This is a genomic window from Brevibacterium sp. CCUG 69071, from assembly GCF_021023135.1.
GTDB lineage: Bacteria > Actinomycetota > Actinomycetes > Actinomycetales > Brevibacteriaceae > Brevibacterium.
Map to the genome: position 1 here is coordinate 23,987 of NZ_PGFV01000010.1, position 13,321 is coordinate 37,307.

Here is a 13,321-nt window from a genome sequence, read left to right on the forward strand (position 1 = left end):
CCCCGAAACGACGGAAGGCGACGCACATGGTCTCTTCCACCGTGTCGCGCACCGGCCCCGCGAAAGCACCGGTCACCTCGTGACGAGCATCGCCAGGCTCATCCGGCTCGGCTTCATCGCCGGCGACGTCAAGACCTTCACCAGCATCCATCAGGCGACTTTCGCGATCCTCCTCGGCACGAGCGCATTTCTCCTCAGCTTCCTGCGACCGGCCGACGATGTGAAGGAAATCTGGCTCCTCACCGGATCGCTGCTCCTCGTCCTGGCCACGGTCGGCGCCTTCTTCGCCCACAGGTTCAAGCACACGGCGCTCCCCAACCTCGTCATTCCGCTCCTCGACTTCGCCGCCCTCGGACTGTGCCGACTTGCGACCTATCCGGACGGTGCGGGCCTGTCCATCCTCGCTTTCACCCCCACGGTGTGGTTGGTGATGACCTTCAAGATGCGCGGGGCGGCGATCGCCTTGCTCGGGGTCCTCGTCACGCTCACTCCCGTGAGTCTGTTCGTCGGAGACGCACCGACCGATGCCGCACGAGTCGTCCTCGCCCTGATTCTGCCGGTCGCGGTCATCCTCGTCTCCGGGATGATCGTCGGGTTCGACATGCGACTGCATGCGGCCAATCAGCGATTGAGCTCGGCTCTGCAGTCCCAGGAACGGCTGACGAGGGATCTGAAGAAGACGGGTGCACTGCTGAGAGGGACCGGGGCCAGCGTCGATGTCGGCGTCATCGTGCTCGACGATGAGGGATCGTCCGTCTTCGAGAACCCGGCCTACAAGAGCCACCTAGCGGCCGCCGCTGCCGCCCAGCCCGACGAGCAGGGCCGTTTCCAGTCGATCGTCTTCGCCGCCGATGGCACGACCCGACTGTCACCGGCAGACACTCCACTCGCGCGAGTCCGGCGCGGAGAGTTCTTCTCCGACGAGCTCTATTGGGTCGGCGAGCCGGGAAGCGACCAGCGGGCACTGGCGGTGAGTGCGGTGCAATGGCAGGGCCATCCGAGCATTGCACCGCACACGATCCTGACCACACACGATGTCACCCGAACCCAACATCTCATCCGTGCACGAGAGACGATCATGGCGTCCGTGTCCCACGAACTCCGCACTCCGCTGACATCGATCATCGGGTATACGGAATTGGCCATCGACGAACTCGAAGAGGAGGCGCAGACGACCACCTCGGCGACCGCGGAACCCGGTACGGCATCCTCCATCGCCTGTCATCTCGAGGTGATCCGCAGAAACTCCGAGCAGCTCTACGCCCTGGTCGAGGACATCCTCTTGGAGCAGCAGGCCGAATCGGCGCGACTTCACCTGAACATCTCGGCGGTGGATGTCGCGTCGATCGTCGACGAGGTCGTTCGTTCGCTCCAGCCGGCGGCGGCCGACAACGGAGTCGAGCTGCGCATCGAGGAACCCGCACCGATCATCGTGATGGCCAATTCGAGGCGTCTGACCCAGGTCCTGACCAATCTCGTCTCCAACGGCATCAAGTACTCGGGCACCGGCCATCATGTCACCGTCATCCCCAAGACCGACGTCTCGGGCGGAGGCTTCGACGTCCGCGACGACGGCCCCGGCCTGTCTCCCGCGGAACTCGAGCGCCTGTTCACCCCCTACTTCCGCAGCGCCTCCGCACGAGGCTCGACGCAGCGCGGAGCCGGACTGGGACTGACCGTGACGAAGACTCTCGTCGAAGCACACGGCGGGGAGATCTCCGTGTCATCCGAACTCGGGCACGGCAGCGTGTTCAGGGTCCGTATGCCCATCGGCGCCGAAGGAGAACAACAGTGAGCGACGGCACCTCGACCGAGCGGAACCCCGAGAGCAGAGAACAAAATGGGCAGAGGGCCGACGTCGGACCGATCGCCGTGATCCTCTCACTCCTCTATGGAGTTCTCGCGGCCTACATCTTCTGCTTCTCGGGGGCGTTCGGGCAGATGGGCCGGTACTGGTGGTACGACATCGCGCTCATCGCCATCACCGTCACGGCCTCGCTGTCACTGGCCTACGTCAGCATGCTCCTCATCGCCTACGCCCGCAGAAAGGACGTTGAGGCCGGTGATCCCACGACCTTCACCTGGCATTTCCTCATCCCGTGCCGCGACGAGGAGAGCGTCGTCGCAGAAACGGTCTCCGCGGCCCGCACCTCCTTCCCCGAGGCCCACATCTGGGTCATCGACGATGCCAGCGAGGATACGACGGCCCTGATCGTGCGCGACATCATGGACGTCGACACTCGCACCCATCTCATCTCCCGGGTCCCGCCGGAAGCGCGGACCGGCAAGGGTAAGGCCCTCAACGCCGCCTATCGCACCGTCTCCGATTTCGTGGGCGAGCGAGCCGAGGATCGGGAGCGCGCGGTCATCGGAGTCCTCGACGCCGATGGATTCCTCTCCGACAATGCCTTGGCCGTGCTCTCCGGTCCGGCTGCCTTCGGCGATGTCACCTTGGGTGCTGCCCAGCTCGAGGTGTGGATGAAGAACCGTGGGGACCGCAGGCCCCGCCCCGGCGGGAACCGGCTGATCAATCTCCTCGGCCGGTTCCTCGTGCGCATGCAGGACATCGAATTCCGTACCTCGAACTCGGCGATGCAGCAGCTGCGAGTGGCCACCGGAACCGTCGGCATGGGCGGGAACGGCCAGTTCACAAGGCTGACAGTGCTCGATGCCTTGAGCTCAGCTCACGGCGAACCCTGGGGAAACAAGCTCAGCGAGGACTACGAACTCGGCCTGAACATCCTCAGCTCCGGCTATCGCAACGGCTACTTCCCGCAGGCCCACGTGTCGCAGGAGGCACTGCCCTATTTCCGTCGGCTGCTCACGCAGCGGACCCGCTGGGGCCAGGGCATCATGGAGTGCGCCTCCAACCTCCCCGCGCTGCGCAGAAGCCACACGCTGAGCTTCGCGGGCTTCACTGAGATCCACTACTTCATGAGCCAACCGTGGCTGATGATGCTCAACCTCGTCCTCATCCCGATCGCCACCTGGGTAGCGGTGACTGAGGGCATCTTCGGCTTCCTCGGCGATGCCTCGACCTGGCTGATGATCCTCGCCGGGCTCATCTTCGTCGTCCTCCCCTACGCCCTGTGGGGACCGCTGTACCGACGCTGGGGGCCGGAGCCGATCGGCCGCCTCAGTGCCGCGCTGCTCGGACTCGGATATCTCGTCTATGTCTACTTCACGTACTTCTACTATCCGCGGGCGATCGCAAGGATGGTCACCGGGCGAAATTCCTGGGCGAAGACGAAACGGAACGCCGACGGTGTCCGCGCCACGTCGACCTTCACCCCGGCCGCTCTGCAGCTGGTTCCCCTGCTCGATCAGGAGAGCCTGGCGGAGCTCGCCGTGGAGCTGGAGGGCAAAGACGAATACGCTGCGGAGTTCGTCTCCCGCTTCTCCCTCATCTGGCCGCGCCGCCTGGCCAATCTGCAGCAGGCCGTCGCCGCCGAGGACTCCGTGGCGATCGGCGATGCGATCGCCAGCATTCGGGTCTCGGCGACGATGGTCGGAGCTCGACGCCTCCAAGTGGCCGCCGAGGACTTCACCACGCTCCTCGAGGGACGCGAATTCGAAGCCGCACGCTCGGCTCTGCCGCGATTGGCCCGCGTCGGCGACGACACCGTGGCGGAGATCCGCGGTCGGTTCCTCGATCTGCCCACCCGCGGGCGGCACTGAGACCACCCTGGATGCGCTCGGCGGAGCGTCCCCGGGGCGGTCGGCGAGGCGCCCCGGAGCGTCAGCCGGTCGGCTCGGAATCCTCGTCGAGTTCCTGGACCCACTGTCTGAGCTCGCGGGGGCGGAACGGTTTGGTGAGAAAGGCGTCCGCACCGGCGGCCAGGCTGGAGTCACGATCCGCCTGCGCCGAACGGGCACTGATCACCGCGATCGTCGCCGAGGTCTGAGACCGGATCCGCTCGACAACCTCGATGCCGCTCATGTCGGGCAGGCCGAGGTCGACCGTGATCAGCCTGTGCGATTCTGCCGGCGCCCGCTCGAGTCCGAGCGCGCCGGTGGAGACGGATTCGACGGTGAATCCGCTCTGTTCCAGAACGACTTCCAGCAGACGCCGAATATCGTCGTCATCCTCGATCACCAGGGCGCTCTTCGCCGACATTCGCCACCTCCATGCGTACAGTCAGAACTGGCTTCAGCTTAACCAGCCTGCCGGCCTGCGGCCAGACCGTCCGCGTGAGGGCGCCGTACGCGACCGCACCGCTTCGCGGCCACGCAACACCGCTGTCACGCCGCACCGCCTCGGCGCTGTGCCTGTGCGCAGTCCAGCAATTTCCCTTCAATGGGCACTCCTGATTTACTGTAGAACGATCGTTAAGTTCTACGTCGGGGCCACGCTGCCCCGACGGCATGGAGGCATTCGTTGGAGACATTCGAGTTTTCGCCCGAGGTTCGCTGGTCGGACCAGGATCTGCTGGGACACGTGAACAACGCCCGCATGATCACCCTCATCGAGGAGTGCCGGGTCCGCTGGATGCACGAGATCAAGGCCGGTCACATCACCGGCGGAGGTCTGCTCGTCGCTCACCAGTCAATCGACTATCTGCTGCCGGTCATGTACGGCCCGGAGCTGAAGATGACGGTCACCGTCTCCCGCATCGGCTCGTCGTCGTTCACCGTGCACACCGTCGGCGAACAGAGCGAGAAGAAGGTCTTCGACAACGAGGTCGTCCTTGTCCACATCGACCGTGAATCCGGCCGGCCGACCCCGCTCGGCGACGAACTCCGCGCCCGCTTCGAGGCCTACTTGGAGTCCTGACCCGCCACACCGATCCCTCGGTGCCGACTCGGCGGGCGATCATGGCCGATTCGTTCATGCTGCGGACGCACGTTTCCGCATAGTCTGAAGCCATGAAACTCGACGCGATCTCGATCATCACCGCAGACATGCCCGCCGCCATCACGTTCTACTCCGCACTCGGCCTCGAGCTCGTCGACGGTGGCCCCGAAGCCCCGCACAGCGAGTTCTCCTCGGGCGGTCTCCGCGTGCTCCTCGACACCGAGGAGGTCGTGCTCGGCATCGATCCCGACTGGACGCGGCCGACGGGCGGACACAAGATGTCCCTCGCCTTCGACTGCTCCACCGCCGAGGCGGTCGATGCGACCTTCGCCCAGCTGACCCAAGCCGACACCCCGGGTTCGCAGGCCGTGGCCGGAGTCGTCAACGAGCCGTGGGATGCCTTCTGGGGACAGCGTTACGCCGTGGTCTCCGACCCCGACGGCAACACCGTCGACCTCTTCGCCGCCCTGGGCTGACCGGACAGCAGTCCGGAGGCGGCGCCGAGCCAGAGACGGCGCCGACCCGACCTCAGACGCCCTGCGAGCTCCCGAGCATTGAGCTCCCGAGCAGTGAACGTTCATCGCGCCACAGATGGGCAGCATCGGAATATCCTGCTCGAGCGGCCGCCTCGGTGCGGGTCCGTCCTCCGTCGATGAGGCTGCGAGCGGCCTGCCACCGCAGGACCTTCGCCAGGTGTTTGGGACCGTATCCGAACCATTCGGCCGAGAGTCTGCGCAGCTGACGGGGTGAGTACGCGAACTCCGCGGCCACCTCGGCGACAGTCATCGCCGGAGTCCCACCTCGGACGCCGAGGCGGTCGGCCATCGCCATCGGCCTGCCGTCGAGATCCGCCCGGACAGTCAGTGTTTCGGCAATACGCAGCAGCATCCGTGCCGCTGGGCTCAGCCGCGTCGGCGCGGCTGGGCCCAGCACCGTCTGCTCGGCCGGGCCAGCCGAGCTGCCTCCGGCGACGGTTCTCGCATCGAACCGCGGATTCGACAATGATCTGGCCGAGGCTGCCGAACCCGCTCGCCCAGCAGTCGGGCCCAGCGACCCGACCACGCGACCAAGTGAGAGCACCGCGTCGAGCGGGGTCACCCTCTCGGCGAGCTCGGCCGCCGAGGTGGCCAGGAGCTGGGGAAGGACACCCGGATCGAAACGCAGACCGACAGCAGATGCGCCGGATCCGTGGAAGACGCGAGCGGTCGAGTCCGCTCCGGCAATGACGACCTGCGAGAAGAGGTCGAACGAAGGTCCGAGGTCGAACCGGTCACCAGCTTCGAAGGCAGGCTCAGACCCGGCGCCGATGACGATGAGATCCATGCACCCATCGGGCACAATGAGAGAGGCCCCGGGCACCACCGAAGCAGACCCCGAAACAGCATCGGTCATCGATGCCCACAGCGCGGCACGCAGCCAGGGGATACGCGTCTCCTCATACATGCGTGCTCGGCCTTCTTCAGTTTCGAGCGGTATTCTTGGCGATGGTCGGAACGGCAGCAGACCTCGCCGTCCGCCGCCGGACTACTCCGACTGCGGACTGTTCCGACTTCAGACTATCCGGAACTCGACGCTCGCAGGAAGGAACGATGGCAGCTGCATCCCCGTCGCCGGTCTCGGCACGTCGGCAGGCTCGGCATGTCACCGTCTTCCTCGACGTCGACGGCGTCCTCAACTCCTACCCGGTGCCTCAGCTGCGACGGGTGGCCGAGGGCCGGAAGAAGCTGCAGGCCTGGAACTATGAGCTGCACTATCGGCCAGCCGTCGTCGAATTCTTCGACCGCCTCGTCGAGACCCACGAAGTCGACATCGTCTGGCTCTCGACCTGGTCACAGAGGTGCAAGACCGAACTCGAACCGAAGTTCGGTCTGCGGAACTCCTTCGACGTCATCGAGATGCCCGATGAGACCCACAACCGCTACGCCGACGATCCGCACCTGTGGTGGAAAGCCCGGGCCATGGAGGACTGGCTCGACTCGCACGACCACGGGCGGGCGATCTGGATCGACGACGACCTCGCAGCCCCAACGACGCGGCACTACTTCGAGGCGCGCTATTCGCCGAACAAACTCAAACTCATCGCCCCCGACTTCTCCCAGGGCCTGACCAGGGCACATCTGAAGGAGATCCGGGAGTTCGCCTACCCGAAAGAGGATTCATGACGCGCATCGGCCTGCTCGATTCCGGACTCGGACTCCTCGGCACCGCCGACGCACTCTTCCACCTGGCCCCGAGCGCCGACCTCGTGCTGGCCACGGATCCCGACTTCACTCCCTACGGCAACCTCAGTCCCGCCGAGCTCGAAGCCCGGGCCCTGAACTCGGCGGCCGTGCTCGCCGACTGGGAACCCGACGCCATCGTCATCGCCTGCAATACCGCCTCGGTGCAGGCGCTCGAGGCGGTGCGCGCCCGTTACGAGCCGCATATTCCCGTCATCGGAACCGTCCCGGCAGTGAAGATGGCCGCCGGCACCGGCCAGGACTTCGCGATCTGGGCGACCCCGGCGACGACAGGCAGCGCCTACCAGCAGAACCTCATCGACTCGTTCGCCGCCGATCTCACCGTGTCCAAGATCGCCTGCCCGGGCCTCGCCGAGGCGATCAACATCGCCGACATCCCCACCATCGACGCCGCAATCGATGCCGCCCTCGACCAGATGGATCCCGGCATGGAGACCGTGGTCCTCGGCTGCACCCATTACGGCCTCATCGCCGACCGGATCATGGCGGCTAGGGCCGGGGCGATCACCCTCTTCGACTCCCCCATCCCCGTGGCCAAGCAGACGCTGCGGCGGATCGGCATCGACGCCCGCGGGATCGGTCCCGACCATGCGGATACCGGGCAGGTCCTCGCCACCTTCGCCTCCGGTCGGCGCGTCCGCCTGCCGGCATCTCTCGCGGCCTACCCGGCCGGCAACCGCCTCCTCACTCGGGAGGCTGGACCAGGACGGTCCTGAACCCGACCCCACAGAAAGCTCCACACTGTCAATGACCCGGACCCATTCGGCGAGTCCGGTGTTCAGCGTCCTTCCAAACCTGATCGCTAAGCTTGGTGCATGGACCTCAAACGCACCGGCACGACCGTCATCGTCAACGGCATCATCGCCGCCCTCATGGGCGTGCTGATGCTGGCGTGGCCCGGTGCCACCGCCGAGGTGGTCGTGCGCATCTTCGCCTGCTGGCTCGCAGTCATCGGCCTCGCCTCCCTGATCTTCGCGCCGAAGGGCGGGAGGAGCGGTGCCCTCATCGTTCGCACGGTCCTGCTCGTCCTCCTCGGCGTGCTCATCTTCCTCACTCCGATGTTCTTCGCCGCATTCGTCACGATCCTCACCGGCTTCGCGGTCATGTTCTTCGGCTTCCTCGGCATCACGGTCTCCCTGTTCCTCCGCCGGATGGGCGTGCGCAGCTGGTGGGTGCTCACGGTCATCGGCGTCCTCGGCATCCTCCTCGGCGGCTTCTTCCTCTTCGCTCCGCAGGCCGGAATCACCGCACTCATCTACACGCTCGCGATCTTCATCCTCATCGTCGGAGGCTCGCTCATCGCCCTCGGCTGGCGGCTGCGCAAGGCCGATCAGGCCATCCGGTCCGATCCTCATCGTCGCGGACCCGATGACGGCGGCGGCGATGTCATCAGCGGCGAGATCATCGAGTAATTCGCACCGATATCGGCCGAACCCTGGATCGCACACCCCACCCTGTGCTAGCTTGTTCGGCATGGGTACATTGAACAGCAGCGCAATGACTGCGCCTTGCTTCTACATCCGGCTTCGCCGCGCCTGACAGCGCGCTCGATTCGCCTACCGTGAGCCACCTCGGCGAACACTGACCGTCTGGTCTCACGGACTCTCACGCAAGCGCGTTGTCCTCCCGGAAAGCCATCGGCATCCGGGCGATGCGGCAATCGGCTGACTCTGCCCGATCGTCCAACCCCTGAACCGAGCCTGCTCCGCATGCTCACGGTCTGTGACGATCACCTCTGACTCACCATCATTGCGCTGCCTCGGGTGCCTCCATCTTCATTTCTGGAGCGCCATCCCATGCGACCCCATCCCACACGGACCAGTTCGAACCAGTCCCGCACGGCTCAACCCCGTGCGGCCCAAACCCGTTCCGCCCAGCCTCATTCCGCCCGATCCTATTCGCGGTTCGGCGGCCGTGAGGAACTAGGGCAGAACTTCCTCCGCTCACGCACCACCATCACCACGATCGCGAACCTTGCCCGCGCCACCGAGGGCCCCATCCTCGAGATCGGTCCCGGCGCAGGAGCAGTGACCAAGGAGCTGCACCGGCTACGGCGGCCGCTCACGCTCGTGGAACTCGACGAAACGAGGCTCGATCATCTTGAACAATCATTCCCGCGGGCACGGATCAGGCACGAAGACGCCCTGAGCACCCGGTTCGATCACCCGGTGATCGTCGGCAATCTGCCCTTCCACCTGACCACACCCATCCTGCGCAGGCTGCTCCGCACCGGCAGATGGCGCCACGCAATCCTGCTCACCCAATGGGAAGTCGCCCGCAAACGTGCCGGAATCGGCGGATCGACCATGCTGACCGCCCAATGGTCTCCCTGGTTCGACTTCCGCCTCATCGAACGCGTACCGGCCCACGCGTTCACCCCGAAACCCAGCGTCGACGGTGGGATCCTCACCATCGATCGCTGTTCACCGGGGCTGATCCCGCATCGGCTCCGGTCGGATTATCAGCAGTTCGTCCACTCGGTCTTCACCGGCCGTGGGCGAGGGATGAAAGGAATCCTGTCGACGATGAGCATCACCGACAAGCAGCACCTGCACACGACCATGGACCGCAACGACGTCAGAGGAGACACCTTGCCCCGCGACCTCACACCCCAGCAGTGGACCGGACTGTACACCGAGCTCACCAGCGACAACACCACATCGAAGAAGGGAACGACCATGCGAAACAGTAAGAATCAGAAGAGCGACACCCCCAAGAAGAACCCCGCCAAGACGGCCGGGGTCTTCCCCGCCACCGACGTTCCCGAGAAGCCGGTGATCACCGGCGAACTGCCGATCATCGGCGCCGAGGAATCGGTGGAGAAGCTCACGGCCCCGATCCCCGGCCTCGACGCCAAGGCGAAGGGCCGTGACAAGGGCAACCTCCAAGCCGAACGCGGCTTCATGCCCCAGCATCAGAAGCCGCAGCAGCCCCAGCCGAGGTGGAATCTGCCCAGACGACAAGGCTGAGCCGACTGCACCCGTGGGCTGCACCCCCGCAAGGACACGTGGGCACTGCTACATCGTGCCCACGTGTCCATCATCACAGCCCGATCCTCGGTGCCTGAGCGCAGCAGACACCACCCCGGCCAGCCTCGCCGCATACCAGCTGACCTGGAATTTCACGTAAACCGCCAGCGAACTGCAGCAAATGTGCATCCAGATTTCCTTGCCGCCAGAACATTAATTCACCCGCCGTTCACCTTGCTCGTAACCTTCAGGTCATTCGGCCTGAGAACCATGGAAGGAGACCGAGACCTCGCTCCACGTCCCCAGCAAGGAGATCTGAATGACCCAGGTTCTGGCCCCGGAAAGGTTCTCTCCGGCGCGCGCCGTCGGCCGCAGCAATGATCGTCTCTGGCACCTCGCGTTCGGCGTCCTGCTCGCCATCACCCTCATCGCCTTCACCCTGTGGTCCTTCGACTTCGTCGGTCGAGATGCGCCGCGCATGGTACTGATCACGACGATCCTCTTCGGTGCGTTCATGGCGTTCAACATCGGCGGCAACGATGTGGCGAACTCCTTCGGCACCTCGGTGGGCGCGGGCACACTGACGATGAAGCAGGCGCTTCTCGTCGCAGCTGTTTTCGAGGTCAGCGGCGCCCTGCTCGCCGGAGGCGAGGTCACCGACACTGTCAAGAGCGGCATCGTCGACCTCGGCGCTGTCGCACTCAACCCGATGGATTTCGCCTTCATCATGATGGCCGCTCTCCTCGGCGCCGCAGTCTGGCTGCTGCTGGCGACCCGGATGGGCTGGCCCGTTTCGACCACGCACTCGATCATCGGCGGAATCATCGGAGCTTCCCTGACCATCGGCTTTGTCACCGGCACCGGCTCAATGGCCATGGTTCAATGGTCCGAGGTCGGCCAGATTGCGATCTCCTGGGTCCTCTCCCCCGTGCTCGGCGGCCTCGTCGCCTTCCTCATCTACGGAGCGATCAAGAAGTACGTACTCGGCAGCGCTCTGTCCCACACGCTCAAGCCGCACATGCTGGTGACGACCCCGAGCACCGGCCACGCCACCGACCCTGATTCCGGGGCCGATGACCGGACCACGCGCCCGAGCGGAACCGACATCGGAACGCACTCGGCACTGCAGCGCTGGGTTCCACTCATCGCCGCCGCCGGGGCCGTGATCATCACCGCGATGCTCCTGTTCAAGGGTCTGAAGAACCTCGACATGGGCGTGAGCACCTTCGGCGGCGTCCTCGTCATGGCGATGATCGGCATAGCAGTGTGGATGGCTGTCTTCGTGTTCGCCAAGACCCTGCGCAAGCAGACTGTGCCCAGGGCGACCTACATCTTGTTCTCCTGGATGCAAGTATTCACGGCCTCGGTCTTCGCCTTCAGCCACGGATCCAATGACATCGCCAACGCGATCGGACCCTTCGCAGCGGTCCTCGACGTGCTCCGGACCGACAGCATCAGCGCCGAGGCGACCGTCCCGTTCGCGGCAATGCTCACGTGTGGAATCGCACTCATCGCTGGACTGTGGTTCATCGGCCGCAAGGTCATCTCCACCGTCGGGACAAAACTCACGGAGATCCACCCGGCTTCCGGATTCGCCGCCGAGCTCGCTGCCGCGGCCGTTGTCATGGCGGCCTCGATCAGTGGACTTCCCGTTTCGTCGACACATATCCTCATCGGTGCGATCATCGGCGTCGGACTCGTCAATCGCTCGGCGAACTGGCAGCTGATGAAGCCGATCGCCATGGCCTGGGTGATCACCCTGCCCGCCGCTGCGACCATCGGTGCCGCAGGTGTCCTCTGCCTCCGCGCACTGCTCGGCTGACGCGCGCTCAATCGGCGTCGAACGACTCACCCAGAACTGCGGAAGCGTCGCCCCTTCCGTCCCCGGTGCTCAGAGGCCAGGCGTCCGCCGTCGCAGGTAGACCGCCGTGGCGAACTCTCGCCTCACCGAGTGCATCCGACCGTCGACGACCACCGTCACAGCGGAATCCTCTCCATCGCTGACCTCCACGCGCGAACCTGGCACAATATTCGCCTCGGCGAGGTGAGGGAGCACCTCGGGATCGGCGTCGGAGACACGTAGGACATCGTAGGATCCCGGTGCCGCCTCGGCGAGCAGCAACGACGCATCATGGGACTCGACTCGCCCGTCGGGCCCCGGGATCGGGTCACCGTGCGGGTCGACAGCGGGTCGCCCGAGGAAGTCATCGATGCGGTCGATGAGCCGGTCGGAGACGGCGTGTTCGAGGGACTCGGCCTCACCGTGGACTTCGTCCCAGCCGTAGCCGAGCGACTCGACGAGGAAGGTCTCGATCAGCCGATGCCGACGGACCATCGACAGAGCGAGAATCTCCCCTTCGGAGGTGAGAACTGGAGGCTTGTAGGGGACCCGAGCGACGAGTCCGAGTTCGTCGAGGCGCTTGAGGACCTCGGTGACATTGGCCTTCGTGGTCCCGAAGCGGTTCGCCAGCTCGGTCGCGGTCATCGGCGTCCCGCCCCATTCCTGGGCTGACCAGATCACTTTGAGATAGTCCTGGCTGACCTCGGACACTTCGCCTGCACGCATGAGTTCAGTATTCCATGGACGATCAGACACAGATGTTGCCAAACGATTACCTGGCATCCGATGCGTCACCGAGGCGACCCTGCCAGAATCACAGACATGACCTCCCACCCCCTTCCATCCGATTCGGATCCCCCGACCGGCGAATCCGACTTCGGTCGACCGGCGACGGCATGGCCTGAGAAGCTCGGCAGTGCCTTGCTCGACTTCGTTCGGTCGACTCTGCTCACGTTCCGCCGCAATGCGGAAACACGTCAGATAGGGGCCCGAGGACCAGCGCCGCGCCGACCGACAGGCCTTTGGGCCGGGCTCCGGCCGTCGGCCTCGACCAACCTGTTCCAGCCACGCGAGATCGAGTACGCGCGACTGCAGAGCCTGCCTCCTTCCGACTCAGACCTGCTCATCCTCACCGATCTGCGGATCATGCGCGTGCGCACCGATGCCGAGGGTGCCGTCGTTCAGCTCTCTCAAGCCGCTCTGCGGCAGGTCGTGATCGCTCGTGCAGAGGACAATCACGGTCATGCGTGTGTAGGCATCGAATTCCACGTCGGTTCGTCGATGCGTCTCGAGAGGACGACTCCGGCCGAGGCGCGACGTTTCATCACCGCCGTCACCGAGGTGGTCGACCGGCTGCGAACCTGACCACGGTACCCGGCCCGGTGGGATGAGGTGATGGTCCGCCGTCAGCGACGATCGCTTCCGTCTGATTGCGCCATGGTCGCCGGTCCGCCATAGTCGAAGCAGGGTCCCACCG

Annotated in this window: 12 protein-coding genes and 2 pseudogenes; 10 read left to right on the forward strand and 4 right to left on the reverse strand. The window is 65.2% G+C overall.

All coding sequences use genetic code 11. The features are described from left to right. The first annotated feature begins 79 nt into the window (after nucleotides 1–79). A complete protein-coding gene (locus CV023_RS19060; protein ID WP_230748460.1) occupies nucleotides 80–1,795 on the forward strand; it encodes a sensor histidine kinase in 1,716 nt (571 codons plus the stop codon). Then, a complete protein-coding gene (locus CV023_RS18070) occupies nucleotides 1,792–3,678 on the forward strand; it encodes a glycosyltransferase (RefSeq protein ID WP_230748461.1) in 1,887 nt (628 codons plus the stop codon). The genes CV023_RS19060 and CV023_RS18070 overlap by 4 nt, the downstream gene beginning before the upstream one ends. 61 nt (nucleotides 3,679–3,739) lie before the next feature. Here the strand turns inward: CV023_RS18070 and CV023_RS18075 are convergent, their stop codons facing one another. Then, the gene (locus tag CV023_RS18075; RefSeq protein WP_230748462.1) at nucleotides 3,740–4,117 is read right to left on the reverse strand and encodes a response regulator transcription factor; all 378 of its coding nucleotides are present in this window, start codon (nucleotides 4,115–4,117) and stop codon (nucleotides 3,740–3,742) included. A gap of 261 nt (nucleotides 4,118–4,378) precedes the next feature. Here CV023_RS18075 and CV023_RS18080 point away from each other — a divergent pair, with 261 nt between their 5' ends. Together CV023_RS18080 and CV023_RS18085 are read left to right on the forward strand one after the other, a co-directional pair. Further along, nucleotides 4,379–4,774, forward strand: a complete 396-nt coding sequence (locus CV023_RS18080) for an acyl-CoA thioesterase (protein ID WP_230748463.1) — start codon at nucleotides 4,379–4,381, stop codon at nucleotides 4,772–4,774. A 92-nt stretch (nucleotides 4,775–4,866) separates the two neighbouring features. Next, nucleotides 4,867–5,271, forward strand: a complete 405-nt coding sequence (locus CV023_RS18085; RefSeq protein WP_230748464.1) for a VOC family protein — start codon at nucleotides 4,867–4,869, stop codon at nucleotides 5,269–5,271. Between the two features lie 52 nt (nucleotides 5,272–5,323). Here the strand turns inward: CV023_RS18085 and CV023_RS19220 are convergent, their stop codons facing one another. Further along, entirely contained in the window at nucleotides 5,324–5,683 is a 360-nt protein-coding gene (locus CV023_RS19220) for a helix-turn-helix domain-containing protein (protein ID WP_413336752.1), read from the reverse strand. Between the two features lie 216 nt (nucleotides 5,684–5,899). Beyond that, nucleotides 5,900–6,238: pseudogene (locus tag CV023_RS19225) on the reverse strand (DUF6597 domain-containing transcriptional factor); the annotation flags it as partial. Nucleotides 6,239–6,384: 146 nt separating this feature from the next. On the opposite strand from CV023_RS19225, the gene CV023_RS18095 reads away from it, so the two are divergent. The 5 genes and pseudogenes from CV023_RS18095 to CV023_RS18115 all read left to right on the forward strand — a co-directional run bounded on the left by CV023_RS18095 (nucleotide 6,385) and on the right by CV023_RS18115 (nucleotide 11,826). Beyond that, nucleotides 6,385–6,957, forward strand: coding sequence for an HAD domain-containing protein (locus CV023_RS18095; RefSeq protein ID WP_230748466.1), 573 nt, complete (start codon nucleotides 6,385–6,387; stop codon nucleotides 6,955–6,957). Further along, nucleotides 6,954–7,751 carry a glutamate racemase gene (locus CV023_RS18100; protein WP_230748467.1) on the forward strand — a complete coding sequence of 266 codons (798 nt, stop codon included), beginning with the start codon at nucleotides 6,954–6,956 and terminating at the stop codon, nucleotides 7,749–7,751. Before CV023_RS18095 ends, CV023_RS18100 begins: the two co-directional genes overlap by 4 nt. 99 nt (nucleotides 7,752–7,850) lie before the next feature. Further along, complete coding sequence (locus CV023_RS18105) at nucleotides 7,851–8,447, forward strand: HdeD family acid-resistance protein (RefSeq protein WP_230748468.1); 597 nt, start codon at nucleotides 7,851–7,853, stop codon at nucleotides 8,445–8,447. A 498-nt stretch (nucleotides 8,448–8,945) separates the two neighbouring features. Then, nucleotides 8,946–9,668 (forward strand): annotated as a pseudogene (gene erm / locus CV023_RS19230) (23S ribosomal RNA methyltransferase Erm); the annotation flags it as partial. Between the two features lie 655 nt (nucleotides 9,669–10,323). Continuing rightward, entirely contained in the window at nucleotides 10,324–11,826 is a 1,503-nt protein-coding gene (locus CV023_RS18115; protein ID WP_230748470.1) for an inorganic phosphate transporter, read from the forward strand. Between the two features lie 69 nt (nucleotides 11,827–11,895). Here CV023_RS18115 and CV023_RS18120 read toward each other — a convergent pair whose 3' ends face one another. Continuing rightward, the gene (locus CV023_RS18120) at nucleotides 11,896–12,570 is read right to left on the reverse strand and encodes a metal-dependent transcriptional regulator (protein WP_230748471.1); all 675 of its coding nucleotides are present in this window, start codon (nucleotides 12,568–12,570) and stop codon (nucleotides 11,896–11,898) included. Nucleotides 12,571–12,666: 96 nt separating this feature from the next. Between CV023_RS18120 and CV023_RS18125 the strand changes: the two genes are divergently transcribed. Next, the gene (locus tag CV023_RS18125) at nucleotides 12,667–13,209 is read left to right on the forward strand and encodes a hypothetical protein (protein WP_230748472.1); all 543 of its coding nucleotides are present in this window, start codon (nucleotides 12,667–12,669) and stop codon (nucleotides 13,207–13,209) included. The last annotated feature ends 112 nt before the right edge of the window (nucleotides 13,210–13,321 follow it).